Origin of the sequence: Pedobacter arcticus A12 (assembly GCF_000302595.1) — a bacterium.
Lineage (GTDB): Bacteria > Bacteroidota > Bacteroidia > Sphingobacteriales > Sphingobacteriaceae > Pseudopedobacter > Pseudopedobacter arcticus.
Genome location: NZ_JH947127.1, coordinates 695,150 through 718,874 on the forward strand (window position 1 = coordinate 695,150; position 23,725 = coordinate 718,874).

22 protein-coding genes are annotated in these 23,725 nt (G+C 37.5%); 4 read left to right on the forward strand and 18 right to left on the reverse strand.

The genetic code is table 11. The features are described 5' to 3' along the window. Window positions 1-25: 25 nt before the first annotated feature. The 4 genes from B176_RS0114710 (at window position 26) to B176_RS0114725 (ending at window position 3,127) form a co-directional block, all read left to right on the forward strand. Window positions 26-946: an SDR family oxidoreductase gene (locus tag B176_RS0114710; protein WP_237739838.1), complete on the forward strand. Its 921-nt coding sequence runs from the start codon at window positions 26-28 to the stop codon at window positions 944-946. 53 nt (window positions 947-999) lie between these two features. After that, window positions 1,000-1,461 (forward strand): redoxin domain-containing protein, encoded by a 462-nt coding sequence (locus B176_RS0114715; protein WP_017259594.1) that lies wholly within the window; start codon window positions 1,000-1,002, stop codon window positions 1,459-1,461. 16 nt (window positions 1,462-1,477) lie between these two features. Further along, a complete protein-coding gene (floA, locus tag B176_RS0114720) occupies window positions 1,478-2,458 on the forward strand; it encodes a flotillin-like protein FloA (protein WP_017259595.1) in 981 nt (326 codons plus the stop codon). A 183-nt stretch (window positions 2,459-2,641) separates the two neighbouring features. Beyond that, window positions 2,642-3,127, forward strand: a complete 486-nt coding sequence (locus tag B176_RS0114725) for a hypothetical protein (protein ID WP_154647997.1) — start codon at window positions 2,642-2,644, stop codon at window positions 3,125-3,127. Between the two features lie 138 nt (window positions 3,128-3,265). On the opposite strand, the gene B176_RS0114730 is transcribed toward B176_RS0114725, so the two are convergent. The 18 genes from B176_RS0114730 to atpD all read right to left on the reverse strand — a co-directional run bounded on the left by B176_RS0114730 (window position 3,266) and on the right by atpD (window position 23,601). After that, on the reverse strand, window positions 3,266-3,973 hold the full coding sequence (locus B176_RS0114730) for a class I SAM-dependent methyltransferase (RefSeq protein ID WP_017259597.1): 708 nt from the start codon (window positions 3,971-3,973) through the stop codon (window positions 3,266-3,268). 79 nt (window positions 3,974-4,052) lie between these two features. Continuing rightward, on the reverse strand, window positions 4,053-4,334 hold the full coding sequence (locus B176_RS0114735) for an antibiotic biosynthesis monooxygenase family protein (protein ID WP_017259598.1): 282 nt from the start codon (window positions 4,332-4,334) through the stop codon (window positions 4,053-4,055). Beyond that, complete coding sequence (locus tag B176_RS0114740; protein WP_017259599.1) at window positions 4,331-5,119, reverse strand: methyltransferase domain-containing protein; 789 nt, start codon at window positions 5,117-5,119, stop codon at window positions 4,331-4,333. The genes B176_RS0114735 and B176_RS0114740 overlap by 4 nt, the downstream gene beginning before the upstream one ends. 108 nt (window positions 5,120-5,227) lie before the next feature. Then, window positions 5,228-6,286 carry a 3-isopropylmalate dehydrogenase gene (leuB, locus tag B176_RS0114745; RefSeq protein WP_017259600.1) on the reverse strand — a complete coding sequence of 353 codons (1,059 nt, stop codon included), beginning with the start codon at window positions 6,284-6,286 and terminating at the stop codon, window positions 5,228-5,230. Between the two features lie 223 nt (window positions 6,287-6,509). Then, window positions 6,510-8,060 carry an alpha-isopropylmalate synthase regulatory domain-containing protein gene (locus B176_RS0114750; RefSeq protein WP_017259601.1) on the reverse strand — a complete coding sequence of 517 codons (1,551 nt, stop codon included), beginning with the start codon at window positions 8,058-8,060 and terminating at the stop codon, window positions 6,510-6,512. 19 nt (window positions 8,061-8,079) lie between these two features. Continuing rightward, entirely contained in the window at window positions 8,080-8,676 is a 597-nt protein-coding gene (leuD, locus tag B176_RS0114755) for a 3-isopropylmalate dehydratase small subunit (RefSeq protein ID WP_017259602.1), read from the reverse strand. 130 nt (window positions 8,677-8,806) lie between these two features. Then, window positions 8,807-10,213 carry a 3-isopropylmalate dehydratase large subunit gene (gene leuC / locus B176_RS0114760; RefSeq protein WP_026063365.1) on the reverse strand — a complete coding sequence of 469 codons (1,407 nt, stop codon included), beginning with the start codon at window positions 10,211-10,213 and terminating at the stop codon, window positions 8,807-8,809. Between the two features lie 232 nt (window positions 10,214-10,445). Then, window positions 10,446-11,957: a 2-isopropylmalate synthase gene (locus tag B176_RS0114765; protein WP_017259604.1), complete on the reverse strand. Its 1,512-nt coding sequence runs from the start codon at window positions 11,955-11,957 to the stop codon at window positions 10,446-10,448. A 40-nt stretch (window positions 11,958-11,997) separates the two neighbouring features. Then, entirely contained in the window at window positions 11,998-13,488 is a 1,491-nt protein-coding gene (locus tag B176_RS0114770; RefSeq protein ID WP_017259605.1) for an ATP-binding cassette domain-containing protein, read from the reverse strand. Window positions 13,489-13,641: 153 nt separating this feature from the next. After that, on the reverse strand, window positions 13,642-15,123 hold the full coding sequence (ilvC, locus tag B176_RS0114775; RefSeq protein WP_026063366.1) for a ketol-acid reductoisomerase: 1,482 nt from the start codon (window positions 15,121-15,123) through the stop codon (window positions 13,642-13,644). Between the two features lie 36 nt (window positions 15,124-15,159). Then, window positions 15,160-15,630: a DinB family protein gene (locus B176_RS0114780; RefSeq protein WP_017259607.1), complete on the reverse strand. Its 471-nt coding sequence runs from the start codon at window positions 15,628-15,630 to the stop codon at window positions 15,160-15,162. A gap of 2 nt (window positions 15,631-15,632) precedes the next feature. Beyond that, on the reverse strand, window positions 15,633-16,235 hold the full coding sequence (ilvN, locus tag B176_RS0114785) for an acetolactate synthase small subunit (RefSeq protein ID WP_017259608.1): 603 nt from the start codon (window positions 16,233-16,235) through the stop codon (window positions 15,633-15,635). 46 nt (window positions 16,236-16,281) lie between these two features. After that, a complete protein-coding gene (gene ilvB / locus B176_RS0114790) occupies window positions 16,282-18,012 on the reverse strand; it encodes a biosynthetic-type acetolactate synthase large subunit (RefSeq protein WP_017259609.1) in 1,731 nt (576 codons plus the stop codon). A gap of 26 nt (window positions 18,013-18,038) precedes the next feature. Continuing rightward, complete coding sequence (locus B176_RS0114795) at window positions 18,039-18,599, reverse strand: ORF6N domain-containing protein (protein WP_017259610.1); 561 nt, start codon at window positions 18,597-18,599, stop codon at window positions 18,039-18,041. 103 nt (window positions 18,600-18,702) lie between these two features. After that, window positions 18,703-20,382: a dihydroxy-acid dehydratase gene (gene ilvD, locus B176_RS0114800; protein ID WP_017259611.1), complete on the reverse strand. Its 1,680-nt coding sequence runs from the start codon at window positions 20,380-20,382 to the stop codon at window positions 18,703-18,705. Then, window positions 20,382-21,272: an aminotransferase class IV gene (locus B176_RS0114805; RefSeq protein ID WP_017259612.1), complete on the reverse strand. Its 891-nt coding sequence runs from the start codon at window positions 21,270-21,272 to the stop codon at window positions 20,382-20,384. Before B176_RS0114805 ends, ilvD begins: the two co-directional genes overlap by 1 nt. A gap of 492 nt (window positions 21,273-21,764) precedes the next feature. After that, window positions 21,765-22,013, reverse strand: a complete 249-nt coding sequence (gene atpC, locus B176_RS0114810; RefSeq protein WP_017259613.1) for an ATP synthase F1 subunit epsilon — start codon at window positions 22,011-22,013, stop codon at window positions 21,765-21,767. A 79-nt stretch (window positions 22,014-22,092) separates the two neighbouring features. Continuing rightward, window positions 22,093-23,601, reverse strand: coding sequence for a F0F1 ATP synthase subunit beta (atpD, locus tag B176_RS0114815; protein WP_017259614.1), 1,509 nt, complete (start codon window positions 23,599-23,601; stop codon window positions 22,093-22,095). Window positions 23,602-23,725: the final 124 nt, after the last annotated feature.

The window sequence follows — 23,725 nt, forward strand, 5'->3', positions numbered from 1 at the left end:
TCGGCTTAGTAAAGATATAGAAATAATGATGAAAAAAATATTAGTAACCGGCAGTAACGGGCTTTTAGGTCAAAAATTAACGGAAAGAATTCTTGCAAAAAACGACTTCGAACTGGTGGCAACAGGAAAAGGAGCCAATAGGTTTCCGATAAAAGAAGGTTACACCTACGAGGAAATGGACATTTTGGACGCCGAAAGTATTGACAACGTAATTGGCAAATTTTTACCAGATGTTGTAATCAATACCGCTGCGATGACAAATGTTGATACCTGCGAAACAGAAAAAGAGGCTTGCTGGGCTTTAAACGTAACAGCGGTTGAACATTTAATACAATCCTGCAAAAAGCATAATGCGCAGCTGATCCATCTTTCTACTGATTTTATTTTTGATGGTTTAGCTGGACCTTACAAAGAAGACGCTACGCCCTCCCCCGTTTCTTTTTACGGTGAATCTAAATTAGCAGCAGAGCTTCTACTTCAAAAATCAGCTATTAAATGGACGGTACTACGAACCATTATTGTTTACGGCATTGTGAGTGATATGAGCCGAAGCAACATTGTTTTATGGGCAAAAGGCGCTTTAGAAAAGGGAAATCCGATAAATGTAGTTGATGATCAATGGCGCATGCCCACACTTGCAGAAGATTTAGCGGATATCTGTTTGCTAGCAGCCGAAAAAGAAGCTCAAGGTGTTTTTAATGCTTCTGGAAAAGACATGATGAGCATTATTGAACTGGTAAATGAAGTTGCAGATTATTACGACTTAGACAAAAGTTTAATTAAGCCTATAAGTTCTGCATCTTTAAACCAAGCGGCAAAACGCCCAGTAAAAACGGGTTTTATATTAGATAAATCGATAAAAGAATTGGGTTATCAGCCACACTCTTTTAAAGAAGGAATTGCAATTATGGAAAAGCAGTTGAATTTACTTAAATCCGACGGCTAGAGATTTCATTTATCATACATTTGGTATATTAATAAACTAAAAAACATAAAATCATGTCATTAAAAATCGGAGACAAAGCACCGGACTTTACTTTATACAGTTCGGATTTAAAAGAAGTAAGCTTAAAAGACTTCGCAGGTAAAAAAGTTATCATCCATTTTTTCCCTTTAGCGTTTACAGGTGTTTGTACAACACAACTTTGTACCATGAGAGATAACTTTGGCTTTTATGAAGGTTTAGGCGCACAGGTCTTAGGCATTTCTATTGATTCGCCTTTTGTTTTAGCAAAGTTTAAAGAAGAAAATGCTTACCAATTTCCATTGTTATCAGATTTCAACAAAGAGGCTTCACAGGCTTACGGAGCATTCTACGATGAGTTTAAGTTTAATTTAAAGGGTGTTTCTAAAAGATCTGCATTCGTTATTGATGAAAATCAGAAAATAATTTATGCGGAAGTATTAGAAAATGCTGGAGATCTTCCGAATTTCAAAGCAATTGACGATATTGTGAAATAAATCTAAATAATAATTAATGGATCCATCAATCAGTATTATTTTCATCATCATTGGGAGTATAATTGCGCTCTTCTTTTTGCTTTATATTTTACCGGTCAATCTTTGGTTTACTGCACAATTATCTGGTGTAAGAATCAATTTAATGAACCTGGTATTAATGCGTTTAAGAAGAGTTCCTCCATCATTAGTGGTAAACGCAATGATTACCTCTACCAAGGCAGGCTTAAATCTCACTTCTAACGATATCGAGACCCATTACTTAGCTGGCGGACACGTAAACAACGTAATTAAATCATTAATATCTGCTGATAAAGCAAATATTCCATTGAATTTTAAATTGGCAACCGCTATAGATTTAGCAGGTCGTGATGTGTTTGAAGCGGTACAACTTTCAGTTAATCCAAGAGTAATCAATACGCCTCCAGTGGCTGCGGTTGCTAAAGATGGTATTCAGTTAATAGCAAAAGCTAGGGTTACGGTTAGAGCCAACATCAACCAATTGGTGGGTGGTGCTGGTGAAGAAACCATTTTAGCCCGTGTGGGCGAAGGTATTGTGACTACCATTGGTTCGGCTGTTAGTCATAAAGAAGTATTAGAAAACCCTGATAAGATTTCAAAAGTAGTTTTGAGCAAAGGTTTAGATTCTGGAACTGCTTTCGAGATTTTATCTATTGACATTGCTGATATTGACATAGGTGATAACATTGGCGCAAAACTGCAAACAGACCAAGCTGAGGCCGATTTAAAAGTGGCTAACGCTAAAGCGGAAGAGCGTAGAGCATTTGCAGTAGCCTTTGAACAGGAAATGATTGCAAAAGCGCAGGATGCTAGGGCAAAGGTAATTGAGGCAGAAGCACAAATTCCTTTGGCTATTGCCGAAGCTTTTAGAAGTGGAAACCTTGGCATCATGGACTACTACAAAATGCAGAACATCCAAGCTGATACGGATATGAGGGAATCTATCTCGAAACCTAAAAGTGGAGGAGATCATAAGTAAGTTTTTAAAGCTTAAGGCAGAAAGCTTAATGCTTAATGCCTGCTTATAATATGATAAATTAAACAGCGTAATTTAATTGCGCTGTTTTTTTTATGAATAAAATTAGCTAACGATTTACACTTGGCTTCGTTTTTGAACGTTTGGATAAAACAGATTTCACAAAGAATCATTCAAACTTTAAAAATGAAAAAGCTAATTTTATCTATCCTATCTTTTTGCCTTGTGGCATTACTCGTTACTTCTTGTGCATCAAAAAATGGCGCATCTACCAATTTAAAAGTTTCTAAATCCACGGTTACCGGCACTTGGACGGTTTCTGATGTACGTTTAGAAGGTTTTCCAAATGGTTATAGAGTAGAAAATGCTTTTGGTATGGCACCTTATAAAGATTTTATAGGCAGTACTTGGAAGTTATACGGTGGTTATAGCGGATATATTACTTTACCAAACGGAACAACCCAAAACATATATTGGGACTTATTGAAAGATGGACTTACTCCAGTATTTCAATTCAAAAAAGTTGACGCTGGTGAAAAAGCTAGAGAGGTTACTGAAGGTTACCGTATGAGAATTGATGCAGCTTCTAAAAGCTCTTTGGTATTAAGCTCGCCGTTTGATTTGGCCAATGGCACTACTGCCAATATTGTTTATACTTTAACTGCGCAATAAAAAAGTGTAAAGTCGACAGTATAAAGTAGTAAGACTTTGGAAGCTCGTGATGCAAGAGCATCAAGTATGAGCTAAAAAGACTTACGAAGCAGGATTGTAAAATCCTCAAACTCGTAAGTCTTTTTTATTTGATTAGATTTATTTTATCCCTCCAAATGCGGCGAAGCACATATTTTTATGTAGGATCTCTGTTTGCCTAAAACCAACTTTCTTCATCAAATCCAATTGATAATTCAATGAGCGTGGTGAATCTTCTTTTTCGATATATTCAAAGACCTTTTGGCGATAATCCTTTCCTCCAATTCCTTCCAAATAATCTCCGTATTTGCCCCAAATTAATTGGTTAATGGCTTCTGTATCTTGAGTAACTAAATCAGAAATAAACAAGCAACCTCCATCATTGAGCAAGCTGAAAAGCTTTTGAAAGGTAGTATCCCAGTCTTCATCATCTCTTAAATGGTGTAAAACTGCTCCCGCTAAAATAATGTCAAAGGTTTGTCCTGCAAAATCAATACTTCTAATATCTCCTTGTAAAGTTCTAATTTCTCCGGTTGTTTGTTGAGAAACTCTTTCCTTGGCTCGGTTTAACATCGGTTCGCTTAAATCTACCAAAGTACAATTGAGGTTGGGGATTTTAGTCAGCATTTTTAGCGTGTAATTTCCGGCACCGCACCCCACATCTAAAACCTGTTTTGCGTTGGGCTTTATACCTTTTGCGGCTTCGGTAATCAGTTCCAAAGATATTTCGGCATCAATGGTAGAAACCTGTCCGGTATGTAAATTTGAAAAACGTTCCACATCGTTATCAAAACGTTCTTTTATTTCTTGGGTGGTAGATTTTTGCATGTTTATTTGATTGAAAGCAAATCTGTATATTAATGATTACTAAGGAACAGACTCTTAAATAGAAATCCCTTTTTACCTGCTAAACATAATACTCAACAACTGGAAAAGGATCATAATAGTGATGAAGTAAATTTTTCCAAATTTTATACTCCTCGGATTGTCTAAAACTTATAGTATGGTCTTCTAATTTCTCCCATTCTACTAAAAGCAAATATTTACCATCATGCTCTAAACATTTTCTTAAACTATGTGTAATATATCCTGTAATCGAGCTTACATATGCTTTTGCAGTCTCAAAGTCTTTCTCAAATGATTCAGATTGACCTTTTTTGATATAAAGAATGGCAACTTCTAGTATCATGAGTTAATCCCCCTTACTTCTTTTAAATTCATAACCATTTGTATAGCATCATCATCCACCCAATTATTGTATTCCTCTATCGCCAAAATTCTATCTGCGTGAGATATATAACCTTCGTCTTCTGTTTGAGATGCTCCAGCAACCATAGACCATATCCCAACCTTAGCTTTAAAATTATTTTCACCTCTTGTATAAGTTTCATCTGCATCAATAACCTCTACACTTTTAAAGCCTGCACCGTTTAGATGCTTAGGAAGATTGTTTGCCATTGTATTGTCTAAACCGGAATCTGCCCGCCACTTTAAGAACACGTCATAAAATTTTTGCATACTTTTCGGTGGACTGGGATGCCACTTTAAAAAACTATGGTTATAGTCTAAAATAGAAACTGCACCCCCGGGCTTAAGCATAGTTTTGATTTTTATTAAAGCCTCCGTTGGATTATTTAGCCATTGCAAAACCCTTGCTGAAACAATTAAATCAAACTTTTCTTCTGGTTCAAAAGAGAACAAATCAGCATGAATCAGTTTTAAGTTTTTACATGATTGATAGGTTTCAGTTCCACTATTGATAAAAGCTTGCGTATGATCTATCCCAATTACCGAACCTCCTGGACCTACTATTTCTGCTATTCCTTTAGATATTGCACCCGTTCCACAGCCGATATCTAAAACTTTAAGTCCCTTTGTTAATAGGGGGATTAATGTCGCATAATCATTTTCAAGAGATCTGTTGTCGAAGATTTTGGTTGCTTGTTGTCCGTCACGTTTGATTTCTTTGTTCATATACAATTATTTTTATTTAGTTAAGCTTGAAATAACTTATTCTAAAAAACAAAAAAACCGACGATATTAATACCGTCGGTTCTTCTATATCAAAAAACTTTTCGGTTTCTATATATTCTTAGCCAACCAATCACCAACTGCATTGGTTCCGTAAGCTTTGTTCTTTCCTGATAAATCTTCCGTAACAATACCTTCTGCTAAAGATTTGTTTACTACTTCTCTGATTGCATCAGCTTCAGCTTGTAATCCGAAGGCATCTTCAAACATCATTGCTGCAGATAAAACTGTTGCTAACGGGTTTGCAATATCTTTTCCTGTTGCTTGTGGGTATGAACCGTGAATTGGCTCGTACAAAGAAGTATGTAATCCTTTAGATGCTGACGGCATTAATCCCATTGAACCCGAAATTACAGAAGCCTCATCAGTTAAAATATCACCAAAAAGATTTTCAGTAATCATAACATCGTAGGAATTTGGCCATTGTACCAAACGCATCGCAACTGCATCCACAAACTCGTAACTTACCGTTACTTCTGGATAATCTTTTTCCATTGCCTGTACGGTTTCTCTCCATAAACGTGAAGTTTCCAAAACGTTTGCTTTATCAACACAGCATAGTTTTTTGCTACGCGTCATCGCAAGCTCGAAACCCATTTTAGCTAAACGCTGAATCTCTGCTCTGGTGTAAGTACAAGTATCAAAAGCAGTGTCACCATTATCTTTTCTTCCTCTTTCGCCGAAATAAATTCCACCAGTTAACTCGCGTAAAATGATTAAATCTGTTCCTTCAATTCTTTCTCTTTTTAAAGGAGAATTATCAATTAAAGATGGGAAAGTAAAAGTTGGTCGTACGTTAGCAAACAAACCTAACTTCTGACGCATTTTCAATAATCCTTGTTCCGGACGAACCGTTGCTTTTGGATCGTTATCATATTTTGGATGACCGATTGCACCGAAAAGTACCGCATCTGCAGCCAAACAAACTTCATGGGTTGAGTCTGGATAAGGCTCACCACAATCGTCAATAGCACAAGCACCAGTAAGTGCAGATGTATAATTGATTTCGTGGTTAAATTTAACAGCAATAGCGTCTATCACTTTAACCGCCTGATTTACGACCTCTGGTCCAATTCCGTCTCCCGCTAGTAGGGCAATGTTTAGTTTCATTTTTGTTTAGTATTTGTTTTTCAGTATCGAGTACTTAGTATCAAGACTTTATTCTGTTTTTTATTTAAAATTATTTTTTCAATCTAATTTATAGTAAGTATTGAGTATCTAGACTTTTGCTACGTGTTTTATTTAAAAATTTATCTTCCAATCCAATTCATAAGCAACTTGATACTTGATACTCATATCTTTCTACTTCAATAAGCATCTTGATACTTGATACTTAAATCTTGATACTATTTACCCGCTCCTGCTCACAAATAATATTCAGCATTTTCTCTGTTGCCTTAATTGCACAAACCGTTTGGTCAGAATCTAAACCACGTGTGGTAAAAGTCTTTTTATCCGTTTTCCAAGTGATGGTGGTTTCACAGAGTGCATCGGAGCTACTCCCCGGCGCAATACGAACGCTATAGTCAATTAAAGCAGGCAATTTTCTTCCTTTAGATTTATAAAGCTTGCTCAACGCGTTCATGAAAGCATCAAACTGTCCGTCACCTTGTGCGTGTTCTTCATAAAGCTTATCGTTAAACTTGATTGCAATTGTTGCAGCCGGTCTTAATCCGGAAGCGTGTGATAATAAATAAGATTCTACCTTAACCTTTTCCTGGTAAGCGCTACTCGCCAAAACATCAGAAATAATGTAAGGCAAATCATCCTGAGTAACAGTTTCTTTTGAATCGCCAAGTTCAATTACACGTTGCGTAACTTTCTTTAAATCAGCATCGTTCAATTTCAAACCTAACTCTTGCAAGTTTTTTTCAATGTTGGCTTTACCAGAAGTTTTACCCAAAGCATACGAACGCTTACGTCCGAACCTTTCTGGCAGTAAATCACTGAAATATAGGTTCTTTTTATTATCGCCATCTGCATGGATTCCAGCCGTTTGCGTAAAGACATTTTCACCGACAATTGGCTTGTTTGCAGGTATTCTCACACCAGAAAAAGTTTCAACCAGTTTACTCACTTTGTAAAGCGATGACTCTTTCAAACCAACTTTCACATCGGGCAAAAAGTCATTGATTACCGCAATTACGCTAGCCAGAGGAGCATTTCCAGCTCGCTCTCCCATCCCGTTTACGGTCAAATGCAATCCGCTAACCTTTGATTTAATGGCTTCCATTACATTGGCAGTACCTAAATCATAGTCGTTATGTCCGTGAAAATCAAAATGCGTTTGCGGATATCTTTCGGTTACTTTTGATATAAATTCGCTGGTTTCTTTAGGTGTCAAAATCCCTAAAGTATCGGGCAACATCACACGTTCTACCTTTTGCTTGGTCAAAAAATCAAGGTATTGAAATACATATTCTTGCGAATTACGCATTCCATTACTCCAATCTTCTAAATAAACATTGGTTTTTATTCCTTTTGAATTGGCTAGTTGGATGTTTTCACCAATTTCGGCAAAATGCTGTTCTGGAGTTTTTTTAAGTTGATGAGTTAAGTGGTTAAGCGAGCCCTTGGTTAATAAGTTTTGCACTTTAACACCGGCTTCAATCATCCAGTCAATAGAAACACCTTTATCAACAAAAGTTAAAACCTCTATTTGTTCAAGAAATCCATGTTTTTTAGCCCATTTCGCAACCGCTTTAACGGCTTCCAGTTCCCCTTCAGAAACTCTAGCAGAAGCAATCTCAATCCTGTCCACCTTTAATTCTTCTAACAATAACTGAGAAATAGTTAATTTCTCAGATACCGAAAAAGATACACCCGAGGTCTGTTCGCCATCCCGAAGGGTAGTGTCCATGATTTCTATTTTTCTTCTTTTCATCAACGAGCTTTTTTAAATTTTATAAAGGAAGCTGTTCCCCAAATGTTTTTATTTCTGATTTGATGTTCTGTAGGTAATCGATATCGTCGAAACCGTTGATCATATTATCTTTTTTGTATGAACTGATATCAAAACTTTCTGATTCGCCAGTGGTCGATAATGTAATTGTTTGCGCTTCCAAATTAATCTCCAATTCAGTTTCTGGATCTGCATGGATTGCCGTGAAAATTTTATCCAAAAATTCGGCACTTACCTGTACTGGCAAAACACCAATGTTTAAACAGTTACCTCTAAAAATATCCGCAAAGAAACTAGAAACTACTGCTCTAAAGCCATAATCGTAAACTGCCCAAGCGGCATGCTCACGAGACGAACCCGAACCAAAGTTTTTACCCCCAACCAAGATTTTTCCTTTGTAAATTGGGTTGTTTAAAACGAAATCTTCTTTTGGAGAACCATCTGTATTGTATCTCCAATCTCTAAATAAATTATCGCCAAAACCCACACGCTCTGTCGCTTTTAAGAAACGAGCTGGGATAATTTGATCTGTATCTACGTTTTCTATCGGAAGTGGAACTCCCGTAGATTTTAATATTGTGAATTTATCGTATGCCATAGTGCCTCACCCTAAATCCCTCTCCGAAGGAGAGGGACTTCTGGACTTTTGTTTTTAATTTAATTTTTCTGTTAACTAACATTAGTGCAATAAGCTTTTCGCCGTTGTCATCCTGAGCGGAGTCGAAGGATTATGCCTCCACACTCATTAATTCTCTCGGATCCGTAACCTTACCAGTTACCGCTGCTGCTGCTGCAACTAATGGGCTGGCCAATAAAGTACGTGAACCTGGACCTTGACGGCCTTCAAAGTTTCTGTTTGAAGTACTTACCGCGTATTTTCCTGCTGGAATTTTATCATCATTCATAGCTAAACAAGCTGAACAACCTGGCTGACGTAACACAAAACCTGCTTCGGTGAAAATATCCAATAAACCTTCGTCTTTAATAGCTGCTTCCACAATGTGAGAACCCGGAACCAACCAAGCAGTTACATTATCTGCTTTATGACGACCTTTAACAATTGATGCGAAAGCTCTAAAATCTTCAATTCTACCATTGGTACAACTTCCGATAAACACATAATCAACTGGTTTGCCGATCATCGAATCACCTTGGTTAAAGCCCATATATTTCAAAGACTTCTCGTAAGTGGCAACGCCACCTTCAACTGCGTCAGCATCAGGAATATCATTAGAGATACCCATTCCCATTCCAGGGTTGGTACCGTAGGTAATCATCGGCTCAATTTTGCTTCCGTCAAAAGTATATTCTTTATCGAAAACAGCATCAGCATCGGTTTTCAGCGTTTCCCAATAAGCCATTGCTTTATCCCAAGCCTCGCCTTTTGGTGTAAATTCTCTTCCTTTAACATAGTTAAAAGTAGTTTCATCTGGTGCAATCATACCACCTCTTGCTCCCATTTCAATCGAAAGGTTACAAACAGTCATACGACCTTCCATCGTCATTTCTTCAAAAACTTTTCCGGCATATTCTACAAAATAACCTGTAGCTCCGGAAGTAGTCAACTGCGAAATAATAAACAAAGCCACATCTTTTGGCGTAACTCCAAAACCTAAAGAACCGGTAATGTTGATTCTCATTGCCTTTGGCTTGGGCTGCATAATACATTGCGATGCCAACACCATTTCCACCTCAGAAGTACCGATACCAAACGCAATGGCTCCAAAAGCTCCGTGAGTTGAAGTATGTGAATCACCACAAACAATAGTAGCACCTGGTTGTGTAATTCCGTACTCTGGACCTACAACGTGTACAATCCCGTTTTTTTGGTGGCCTAAACCCCAGTGGGAAATGCCATACTCGTTACTATTAGACTCCAACGCTCTCAATTGATTAGCCGAAAGCGGGTCTTCAACAGGCAAATGCTGGTTAATAGTCGGTGTGTTATGATCTGCCGTTGCAAAAGTACGCTCAGGATGTAAAACCTTAATACCTCTGCTTTTTAAACCCAAAAACGCTACCGGGCTGGTAACCTCATGAATCATGTGACGATCTATAAAAACTACATCCGGCCCGCCTTCAATCTGGCGAACTACGTGGCTATCCCACACTTTGTCAAATAATGTATTGCTCATTTTATTTGTTTTTTATGTCTTTGCGAGGTACGACTGTTTGTCGTTTTATCCTCTATTTTATTTTTTTTCTTCCCGTCATTGCGAAGCGGAAGCCTTGGCAAAAGCGTAAAGGCGCTGAAGCAATCTGTAAGTTCCTTTGCACCGTCCCAAATTTCGGCTTGTGCTTAAACTTTATTTATCCTTCGTAGCTTACAGATTGCCACGTCGTTGCACTCCTCGCAATGACGCTCTACTATATAAACTTATTCACAGCATCTAAATACGCATTCGCGGATGCAGCAACGATATCGGTACTAAACCCATAACCATTATAATGCTTGCCATCGTACTTGATACGCATATTCACTTTACTTACATCATTACTTCCACCGTGGATTGCATCAATATGGAAATCTTTAATATCTACTTCTTTTTCGATGATTGAATTAATAGCTTTAATAGTTGCATCAACCGGACCGTTACCAGATGAAACCGCTTCTTTCATTTCCCCTCTAATATCCAATCTTACAATTGAAGTCGGCACTAAAGGATCACCACACATTACTTGCAATAATTTAACGGTAACACCGGCTTTGTAATTACGCTCAGAACCTTCGCCACTCATTAAAGCTAATAAATCGTCATCTTTAATCTCTTTCTTGCTATCAGCAACTACCAAGAAACGTTCGTAAACATCATCAATATTAATTTTCTCTAAAACATATCCTAAACGTTCTAAATGATGCTTTAAAGCATGACGACCACTTCTGGCTGTCAAAATAATTGAAGATTGATCAATCCCAACATCTTCTGGGTTCATGATTTCATAGGTTTCACGGTGTTTTAACACACCATCCTGATGAATTCCTGAACTGTGTGCAAATGCATTTTTACCTACAATCGCTTTATTAGGTTGTACTGGCATACGCATCATTCTGCTCACCATGCCGCTCAATTCATAAAAATGCTTGGAGTTGATATTGGTATATTTACCTAAAGCCTGATGCGTTTTCAAAATCATCGCAACTTCCTCTAAAGCTGTATTCCCAGCTCTTTCGCCTATCCCATTAATGGTACACTCCGCTTGGCGAGCACCATTTTGGATACCTGCAATGGTATTTGCCGTTGCTAAACCTAAATCGTTATGGCAGTGTACAGAAATAATTGCCTGGTCAATGTTTTTCACATGGTCCATCAAATACTTGATTTTCGCACCGTATTGGTCTGGCAAACAATATCCGTTTGTATCAGGGATATTAACCACCGTTGCACCTGCTGCAATAACGGCTTCCACCATTTGCGCTAAAAAAGCATCATCTGCCCTACCGGCATCTTCCGCGTAAAACTCAATATCTTCTACAAATCGCTTTGCATATTTAACGGCATCAACACCACGTTGCAAAATATCTTCGCGTGTACTGTTGAATTTGTATTTGATGTGCATATCCGAAGAACCGATTCCGGTATGGATACGTGGTCTTTTAGCATGCTTTAAAGATTCAACTGCGCAATCAATATCCTTGGTATTTGCCCTGGTTAAAGCGCAAATAATTGGTTCTCTAACCGCTTTCGAAAGTGCAACTACACTTTCAAAATCGCCAGGACTAGAGATTGGGAAACCCGCTTCTATTACATCAACCCCTAAAGCTTCCAAACGTAGTGCAATTTCAATCTTTTCAGAAGTTGTCAATTGGCAACCAGGCACTTGTTCTCCGTCTCTAAGTGTGGTATCAAAAATGTAAATGCGATTTGGATCGTGTAACATGTTTTATTTTAATTATTTAGCTTTCGCTGGATTAAATATATCACTCAACAATTGAGTACGCTTCTTCTAATATTCTATTTTTTATGATTTCTTCGTTGGCGATTACCTCGCCATCTTTAAGCACAATTTTTTTAGTTAAACAGCTGGGCAATTGTGCTTCAAAATGCCCAACGTAAATCACTGTCATTCCGTGATGGCTTAACTCATCTACCAACTGATTAAATTGCGCCGTTTGTTGCTTATCCAATCCTTGGCAAGGTTCATCCAAAATCAACAGTTCTGGATTTTTTATAACTGTACGAGCTAATAAAACCAACCTTTGTTTGCCCAAAGGTAAGGAGCTCAATAGCTCTTTTTTATACTCGGTTAAACCGAAATATGCAACTAGCTCGTCAACATGTTTTGCCTTGGTATATGGCAATTGCTGGAATAACCCAACCGAATCATATAATCCTGATGCTACGCTATCCCAAACGGTGGCGGTTGCATCAAAATACCAATGAAACTCTGGCGATATTAAACCGATGTGCTGTTTAATATCCCAAATGCTTTCTCCACTTCCTCTTTTGTTTCCGAACAAATAAAGTTCATTTGCATAAGATTGCGGATGGTCGCCATTGATTAAACTTAACAAGGTTGATTTACCCGAACCATTATGTCCTTGCAACAACCACTTTTCGCCAGCTTTAACTTCCCAATTGATGTTTTTCAAAACTTGCTTATCCCCATAACTGATATTAACATCAATCATTTTAGCGATTTCACTCGAGCTATAAATTGGCGATTGCTTTAAAAATTCTGGAAGTGTTCTTTCAAAATCTTCCTTAATAACTGTTATTTCTTTTGCACTTTCTAATTCTACCAGTTTGCCATCTTCTATTTCGGCAAATCGGTTGATACAAGTTGGCAACTCTTCATCATTGCTAATCAAGATTAATGTGACACCTGCTTTAGCAATATTATCCAACAAAGTATTTAAACTTTTACGAGAAGCTATATCTAAACCGGTGTATGGTTGGTCGATAATGAGCAATTGGGGTTTTAGCCACAACGCTTTTACCAACTGTAATTTTTTGTGTTCACCACTTGATAATTCGATCAGTTGCGAATCTCTTAATCCCGAAAAACCGAGGGCTTTCAGCAATTTCTCAGCATCAGAAAAATTCAAATTTTCTTCCTTACCAAAATGCGCTAACTCTGCATTTACGGTTAAAGTTTCTTTTGCTTGTTGACTGGTATAGCGTTGCTGATAATAAAAATTTGCAACGCCTTCCACATTCTTAAACTGATACCAGCTCTCTACAAATAAAACCTGAGCTGGCAAGTTACTTTCAGTTTCGAAGTTGATTTCAACCTCTCCGCTAGCACTTTGTTTACCTGTAAGGATTTTTGCCAAAGCCGTTTTTCCGCTTCCGCTTTCTCCGCCTAAAACCCAGTTTTCTCCACGGTTGATGGTCCAGCTTAAATCAGAAAAAACTGATTTGTTTTGGAATCTTAAACCTAGGTTACTTATATGAATTACTTGTCTCATAAGCCTCACCCCAACCCTCTCCGAAGGAGAGGGAGTTAGAGCGTGAATATTTTGGGTACTATTCTATTTTTTTTTTAATATTATTTTCCTCTTCAACTTTCCACAATGCTCCCCTCTCCTTCGGAGAGGGGAATCAAAGGGGTGAGGCTCTTTTTATGCCGTTTTAATAGTTTTCATTGCGGTCATCGCTTTACGCAATTTAGTACCAATGATTTCTACTTCGTGGTTACGTAAAATTTCGTTGATTCTTACCAATTCTGAGTTATCAACTGCGCCATCTTTACCTTCGTTGAAGTTTTTACCAACTAAGTCAGTACCTACTTTTTTCATGAAATCAGCTAATAAAGGCTTACAAGCTTGGTCAAATAAGTAGCAACCATATTCAGCAGTATCAGAAATTACGCGGTTCATTTCGAACAATTTCTTACGAGCAATGGTATTTGCAATTAATGGAGTTTCGTGTAATGACTCGTAATAAGCAGATTCTGGCTTAATTCCAGCTTCAACCATCGTTTCGAAAGCCAATTCAACACCTGCTCTAACAAAAGCAACCATCAAAAGGTAATTATCAAAATACTCTTGATTACCAATTTTAACATCGCCAGCTGGAGTTTTTTCGAAAGCAGTTTCGCCAGTTTCAGCTCTCCAAGCCAATAAGTTTTTATCTCCATTAGCCCAATCTTCCATCATGATACGGCTAAATTCGCCAGCCATAATATCATCTTGGTGCTTTTCGAATAAAGGACGCATAATGTCTTTTAATTCTTCCGAAATTTTGAAAGCTTCCACTTTTGCAACATTGCTTAAACGGTCCATCATACCTGATACACCGCCATGCTTTAAAGCCTCAGTAATAACTTCAACTCCGTACTGCACCAATTTAGAAGCATAACCTGCATCAATTCCTTTTTCAACCATTTTATCGAAAGAAAGGATAGAACCAGTTTGCAACAATCCGCAAAGGATAGTTTGCTCGCCCATTAAATCAGATTTTACTTCAGCAACGAAAGAAGATTTTAAAACACCTGCTCTGTGACCGCCAGTTCCAACGCAATAAGCTTTTGCCTGCGCCAATCCCTTACGCTCTGGGTCATTTTCTGGATGTACAGCAATTAAAGTTGGTACACCAAATCCTCTAACATATTCCGCTCTAACTTCAGAACCTGGACATTTAGGCGCAACCATAATTACAGTTAAGTCTTTACGGATTTGCATTCCTTCTTCCACAATATTGAATCCATGAGAATACAATAAAGTAGAACCTTTTTTCATTAACGGCATAATTGCGTTAACAACTGCAGTGTGTTGTTTATCTGGAGTTAAGTTAACCACCACATCAGCAGATGGAATTAACTCTTCGTAAGTTCCTACTTTGAAATTATTTTCGGTAGCGTTTTTCCACGAATCTCTTTTACCTTCGATAGCTTCTTTACGTAAAGTGTAGCTTACATCTAAACCGCTATCTCTTAAATTTAAACCTTGGTTTAATCCTTGTGCACCGCAACCAACAATTACAATTTTTTTACCTTTTAGCGCTTCTACGCCATCTAAAAATTCTGAATTGTCCATAAAGTCGCAAACGCCTAATTGGTTTAATTGCTCTCTAAGAGGTAGTGTGTTGAAATAATTTGCCATTTTTCTTATCTGTTATTACTATTATTTTATTTTCGACTATTTTTTTACTAATTTTCTTTGCGCCAAGGCATAACCAAAGTGTATATTATCATGGCCTACGGTGGTAATTAAAATTTCTTCAAAACTATTCATTTCTGCTTTGTAAGTAGATGTTGCAAAAGGCTGAATTGGTCCAAAAACTCCTTTTTGATAATCTTCTTTAATATTTTGGATGGTAGATAACGCCAGTGCTTTTAGCTCAGCAATTTCTTCCGTATGAATAAAACGAGTAGGTTTTGTGTCTTTTTTATATTCTTCATTATATTTCACAGCAACTGCATCTTCCAAAATGCCAGTACGAACGTAGCAAAGAGTCTGTGTACTCACCACAATGTGACCAAAGTTCCAGATAATGTTATTATTGAAACCTGCTGGAATTTCGTTCAACTCTTCCACCGTAAGTGAATCTAACAAGTGGATAAACGCCTGACGACTCTGAACGATAAAACTAAAAACTTGTACTGTCATGATTACATTGTGAAAATCTTCTCGCCTTTGTTTAAATATTGGTTCTCTACTACATCCTCACTTGGTTCACGTCTTTCGAATTCTCTCAACTTCACATGAAAACCATCGCTAGCTTTAATAATCGCTACTCTAGCACTTCTCACAAACTCAATTAATCCGTATTTCTGTAATACTTTTACCAACCGGTCCGTTTCTTCGCGGTGACCAGTAGTCTCAAAAACTGTATAATCCTTTCTGATTACTACGGCTCTGGCGCCATGCTCTCGCAATAAGCGTTCAACACTTACCTGTTCTGCAATAATATCTGTAGGCACTTTGTATAATGCCATTTCTTGCCAAATTACGTCCTGATTGGTATTGTAATAAACTTTCAATACCTCAACCTGTTTTTCCAATTGGCGGGCAACTTTACGTACCACTTCTTCGGTTTCAGTAATCACGATATTGAAACGGTGAATACCATCAACTTCTGATGGAGAAGTATTCAAGCTTTCGATATTAAGCTTTCTACGGCTAAAGATAATCGCAATTCTATTAAGTAAACCAATTTGGTTTTCGGTATAAACTGTGATGTTATATTCCTGCTTTTCTATATTTGATTCCATATTAAATCAATTTATTGGTTTCCCCCAAGGGGGATTTAGGGATGAATTACTTTAATCTAATCTCACTTACACTACAACCTTGTGGCACCATCGGGAAAACGTTATTTTCCTTTTTTACCATTACTTCCAAAAGATATGGGCCATCATGGTTTAACATCGTGGTCAACGCGTCAATAACTTCAGATCTTTCAGAAATTCTTTTCCCATCTATATAATAGCTTTTCGCTAAGGCAACAAAATCAGGGCTGGTGATATCCACAAAAGAATAACGCTTATCGTTAAACAGCTCTTGCCACTGACGAACCATTCCTAAAAACTGGTTGTTAAGGATGATGATTTTCACGTTAACTTTTGATTGCATAATAGTTCCCAACTCCTGTAAAGTCATCTGGAAACCACCATCACCAATAATGGCAACAACATCTTTATCTGGTGCACCAAATTTTGCGCCGATGGCTGCTGGTAAAGCGAAACCCATTGTTCCTAAACCTCCACTGGTAACGTTGCTACGGGTGTTATTAAACTTTGCATAACGGCAAGCTACCATTTGGTGCTGACCAACATCCGTTACAATAATTGCATCGCCTTTGGTCAATTGGTTTAACTGATTGATGATTTCGCCCATAGAAAGTTCTCCTTCTGTCGGGTTGATCTCAGCATCAATACATTGCTCCATTTCTTCTCTGTCAAAGTCTCTAAACTTTTGTAACCATTCGGCATGAGATTTTTGATCAACCAACTCAGTCAACATTGGTAAAGATTCTTTACAGTCTCCCCAAACCGGAACGGTTGTTTTTACATTTTTGTCGATTTCTGCTGGATCAATATCTAAGTGAATAACCTTCGCCTGTTTTGCATATTTATCTAAACGACCAGTTACACGGTCATCAAAACGCATTCCTATGGCAATTAAAACGTCACACTCGTTGGTTAACACATTTGGACCATAATTACCATGCATGCCTAACATCCCAACGTTTAAAGGGTGATCTGTAGGAATTGCTCCGGCACCTAAAATAGTCCAAGCTGCAGGAATCCCAGATTTTTCAACAAACGCTTTGAATTCTTGCTCCGCATTTCCTAATAAAATTCCCTGTCCAAATAATACAAACGGTTTTTTCGCAGCATTAATTAGAGCTGCCGCCTCTTCTATATAGCTTTTTCTAACTATTGGCTTTGGCTTATAGCTACGGATATGCTCGCATTTTTTGTAACCAAAATATTCTGTCAACTGGATCTGAGCATTTTTAGTAATATCAACCAAAACGGGACCTGGTCGACCTGTCTGTGCAATATGAAAAGCTTTGGCCATTACTTCTTCAATCTCCGAAGCGTCTGTAACTTGATGGTTCCATTTGGTAACCGGCGTAGTAATATTAATAACGTCAGTCTCTTGGAAAGCATCAGTACCTAAAAGATGCGCAAAAACCTGCCCGGTAATACATACCATTGGTGTGCTATCAATTTGTGCATCTGCTAAACCTGTAATTAAGTTCGTAGCACCGGGACCGCTTGTTGCAAATACAACCCCTACTCTTCCAGAAGTACGGGCATAACCTTGTGCGGCGTGTGTAGCGCCTTGTTCATGGCGAACCAAAATATGATTTAACGTTTCTTTATAATCATAAAGCGCATCATAAATTGGCATAATAGCACCTCCGGGGTAACCGAAAATGGTTTCAACACCTTCCGCAATTAATCCGTTAAGTAATATCTGAGAACCTGTAAGTGTAGCAACTGCTTTTGGCTTTTGCTCTTCAGTTTTATTTTCTTTCATTTCAAGAGTATCCATAATCTCTTTATTTATCTTTTTTGTTTGAAACCAATTCTTTCTCTTTCTTCCCACTTTTTCTGAGCGACTTTTTCATCAATGAGATTTTCCATTGCTTGATACAAGTGGTGTAGTTGTATATCGTGTTCACCGACTCGTTCCACAATCTCATCCAACTTATCTTTGATATCAATTTGTTTGACCAGAATTTTCCTCACATCAACAAAAGCTCTCATGATAGCGATATTCATGCTGATAGCTTTATCACTATTTAAAACACCACTTAACATGGCAACACCCTGTTCTGTAAACGCGTAGGGCAAATTCCATCTGTGTTTTTGCGAACTCATCACAATTTGTGATGAGTTGTCGTTCGTTTCGTATGCGGTCACAATTTGTGACTGCATGCTTTCAAATTCATTAGCTGTCAACCTGAACATAAAATCTTCAGGAAAACGTTTGCTATTTCTTTTTACAGATTGATTTAGAATCCTAGTCTCTACCTCATACAAAAACGCCAAATCAAAATCAAGCATCACCCGCTCGCCACGGATGTCGTATATTCTACTTTGTATGCTTTTAATGATTTGCATTTTTATCTATTCAAATTATTTTGGCGTTTTAACACGCTATCCACTTATACTCCACAAGGCATTAACCTCTTGGCCGGTATCCGTTTCTATCGTTAACGCAAAACTAATCTTCATCAGTTACACAACCTTCAGTTGCATTTTTCACTAATTTGAAGTACTTATACAACACGCCACTTTTGACAGGTGGTTCTGGTTGTTGCCATTCCTTTCTTCTAGACTCCAGTTCTTCATCAGAAACCAAAACATTCATGGTGTTTTTTGTAGCATCAATTTCAATGGAATCTCCATCATTGATTAATGCGATGTTACCACCTTCAAAGGCTTCAGGTACAATATGACCAACTACAAATCCGTGAGTTCCACCAGAAAAACGACCGTCAGTAATTAACGCTACTGATGCGCCTAATCCAGCTCCGAAAATAGCCGAAGTTGGCTTTAACATTTCTGGCATTCCTGGTCCACCTTTTGGTCCGCAATACCTAATTACCACAACATCACCTGCTTTTACTCTTCCAGAAGAAATACCGTCAATCAACTCAAACTCACCATTAAAAACCCTTGCTGGACCAGTAAATTTTTCTCCTTCTTTTCCAGAGATTTTAGCCACACTGCCTTGTTGCGCAATATTTCCGTAAAGCATCTGTAAGTGACCAGTTTCTTTAATTGGTTTATCTAACGGACGAATCACATCTTGCTGATCAAAATCCAAATCAACAGCTTCAGCAACATTCTCTGCAACAGTTGTACCCGTTACTGTTAAGCAGTCACCATGAATCAATCCCATTTTTAAAAGATATTTCATTACTGCTGGCGTTCCACCAATGTCATGCACATCTTCCATCATATACTTACCACTTGGTTTCAAATCGGCAATTACAGGCGTATTATCACTAATATCTTGGAAATCTTGTATCGTTAAATCAACGCCTACAGATTTTGCCATCGCAATCATGTGCAATACTGCGTTTGTTGATCCACCTAAAACCATAATCACCACCATTGCATTATGAAATGCTTTTTTGGTCATGATATCTTTTGGCTTGATATCTTTTTCTAAAAGGATTTTGATGTATTTACCAGCTTCTAAGCACTCATCTTTTTTCTCCTGACTTAACGCAGGATAAGAAGAACTGTAAGGCAAACTCATACCTAAAGCCTCAATTGCAGATGACATAGTATTTGCGGTGTACATTCCGCCACAGGCACCAGCACCTGGGCAAGCATGTTCAATTACACCTTGGTAATCCTCATCACTAATATTTCCGGCTAATTTTTGCCCTAAAGCTTCAAAAGCAGAAACAATATTTAATGATTGTCCTTTATAATGACCTGAATGGATACTTCCACCGTAAACCATAATTGATGGCCGATTTATACGAGCCATCGCCATAATTGAACCTGGCATATTTTTATCACAACCCGGAATGGTGATAACGCCATCATAAAAATGCCCGGCACAAACTGCTTCAATAGAATCAGCGATTAAATCGCGAGACACCAAAGAGTAACGCATGCCTTCTGTGCCATTGGTTAATCCATCGCTTATTCCAATCGTGTTGAAAGTTAAACCTACTAAATCGTTGTTCCAGACACCCTGCTTTACAATCGCAGCCAAATCATTCAAATGCATATTACAGGTATTACCATCGTAACCCATACTTGCGATCCCAATTTGAGCTTTCTTTAAATCTTCTGTAGTAAGACCTAAGCCATACAACATTGCTTGTGTTGCAGGTTGTGTTTTGTCTTGTGTAAACGTTTTACTGTACTTATTTAACTCCATTATATTATAACTTCAAAACTTAATTTATCTAAAACAAGGCTTTTATAAACCCTTTGAATCATTGCTCCTAAACTTAAATCAAAAGCAAGTGGAAAAACATACTCATCTACGGATTCGACACCAAAAATCTCCACTGCTGTGCCGCAAACAAATGCGCTATCCGCATTCTTGAATTCTTCTACGGTAATATTTTTCTCTACCACCTCAATATCAAGTTGTTTTGCTATGTTAATTACTGTTGCTCTAGTAATCCCAGCTAAAACATTGTCTTTCAACGGCGTAAACAACTTCCCACCTTTTTCGATAAAAACATTAGCAGATGTGGTTTCGCTGATATAACCATGTATATCAACCAATAATGCTTCATCATAACCCTTGCGCTTAGCTTCTGAAATTGCTAACACAGAGTTTATATAATTTCCCGTAATTTTTGCTTTAATAGGTACGGCATTTGGTGTTGGCTTTTCGAAAGATGAAATACAGGTTTTCAGCAAATCATCTCCATAAAACGAATCCCATTGCCAAGCCGTTATAATGAGCTGTGTTTTTTGAGAAGCTACCATAGACATATCTGTACCGGCAAAAACCAAAGGACGTACATAAGCATTCTTTAACCCATTAATTTCCAGTAATTGGTACGTATCATGAATTAACTGATTAATATCCCAATTGAACAGCATATTAATCTGCCCGCAAGAATGCTTTAACCTTTCAAAATGTTCTCTTACTTTAAAAAGCTTTACACCGTTTGCAGTCTGATAAGATCTAATACCTTCAAAAGCACCAAAACCATAATGAATTGTCTGGCTAAAAAAATCAATTCCAGCATCGGTTGCTTTCACAAAAACGCCGTCTTTGTATATGGTTTGATCTTTTATAAAACTTTCCATACCTTATCTAATTTTTTTATAAAAAAAACGCCTTCTTTAAAAGGAAGGCGTTTTCTAATATTTTTTTGTATTAATTAGCATATGCCTTCCTTTTACCGCCGATTACCAGCAGAACAATAGTGAGCGGAATAATGACAACCAATAACATATCTAATACAAACTTTATATTGCTTTATTTACAAAAACAAGATAGCGCAACAAACTTTATGTATCAATAGTAAATCAAAATAGTTTTAAAAAAAATAAAATTCTATTACTCGTCAAGAAACAGAATAAAATTCTAATTTATCAATATAAATACAATTATAATTTTTACTTGCTTATACCGAACAACGAATTGGTATTCGGTACAAAAACATTCGACTAATCGCTAAAGAGATAATTTCTGCCTAAATTCTTTGCACCTAGCAAAAATTTTAGTCAGGCACAAAAATTTAGTCATAAAAAAACCAGTGATTTCGCACTGGTTTTTAAATAAAATTTAAGCGCTTATTAACTTTCTTTGATACCTTCCGCAAGAACGATAACTTTATTATCAATAACCTCTACCACACCACCTTTAGTATAAAAATGCTGCTCACTTCCATTTCCTCTGATTACAACTTTTCCGTCATCTAAGGTTGAGATAATTGGAGCGTGGTTATTCAAAATTTCAAAAGAACCTTGCGCACCAGGAACCGTTACTGAAGTAACCTCTCCTTCAAAAATCTTTTTATCTGGTGTTAATATTTCTAATTTCATTTTTCAGTATTTAGTAGCAGGTATCAAGTATCAAGAAATTTGCAAGCCTTGCTACTTGATACTCATTACTTGATTCCTCTTAAGCGTTCGCTTCAGCTAATAATTTTTTACCTTTTTCAATGGCTTCTTCGATATTACCTACCAAGTTGAAAGCACCTTCTGGATACTCGTCAACCTCGCCAGCCATGATCATGTTAAAACCTTTGATTGTATCTTTAATATCAACCAAAACACCTTTTAAGCCTGTAAACTGCTCTGCTACGTGGAAAGGCTGAGATAAGAAACGCTGAACTCTTCTAGCTCTTGATACTGTTAATTTATCTTCTTCAGATAATTCATCCATACCTAAAATAGCGATAATATCTTGTAATTCTTTATAACGTTGCAAAATCTCTTTCACATTTTGAGCGCAATCGTAATGCTCATTTCCTACTACTGCAACAGTCAAAATTCTTGAAGTTGAATCTAATGGATCTACCGCTGGGTAAATACCTAATTCAGCAATTTTACGAGAAAGTACGGTTGTTGCATCTAAGTGGGCAAATGTTGTTGCTGGTGCAGGGTCAGTTAAATCATCCGCAGGAACGTAAACCGCTTGTACAGATGTAATAGACCCTCTTTTTGTTGAAGTAATACGCTCTTGCATCGTTCCCATCTCTGTTGCCAAAGTTGGTTGGTAACCTACCGCAGATGGCATACGACCTAATAAAGCCGAAACCTCTGAACCTGCTTGTGTAAAACGGAAAATATTATCGATAAAGAAAAGAATATCTTTTCCTTGTCCGTCTGCTTCTCCATCTCTGTAATATTCTGCAATGGTTAAACCAGATAAAGCAACACGGGCTCTTGCACCAGGCGGCTCATTCATCTGACCGAATACGAAAGTCGCTTTCGAATCTTTCAAAGCTTCTCTATCAATTACAGATAGATCCCAACCACCTTCTTCCATAGAGTGCTTGAATTTTTCGCCGTATTTAATGATACCAGCTTCAATCATCTCGCGTAAAAGATCGTTACCCTCACGAGTACGCTCACCTACTCCAGCAAATACAGATAAACCGTCATAAGCCTTTGCAATATTGTTAATCAGTTCTTGAATTAATACAGTTTTACCAACACCGGCACCACCGAACAATCCAATTTTACCACCTTTTGCGTAAGGCTCTAACAAATCGATTACTTTAATTCCTGTAAAAAGAATTTCGTTCTCTGTTGAAAGATCCTCAAACCTTGGAGGTAGATTATGAATTGACTTTCCGTTTGTTTTGTCAACGTTTTCAATACCATCAATAGCCTCACCAACAACGTTAAAAACACGTCCTTTAATGGCGTCGCCAACTGGCATCATAATCGGAGCACCGCTATCAACAACATCCATCCCTCTAACTAAACCGTCTGTAGAGTCCATGGCAACAGCTCTTACCCTGTCTTCACCTAAATGTTGTTGAACCTCTAAAACAATTCTTTGTCCGTTTTCTTTTGTGATGACTAATGCATCAAAAATTTTAGGGAGTTTTGCATCTTCTGCAGAGAAACTAACGTCGATAACTGGACCGATGATTTGCGCTATTTTTCCAATATTTGGCATATTATATGGTATTTTTTTAAAATCCCTGTTTATAGCCTGTTACGGCTTTTATGTTTGAGTTCGCAAAATTACGTTTTATTAGTTAAAATCAAACATCAATTTTTAAAATGTTTTTACAGATTGG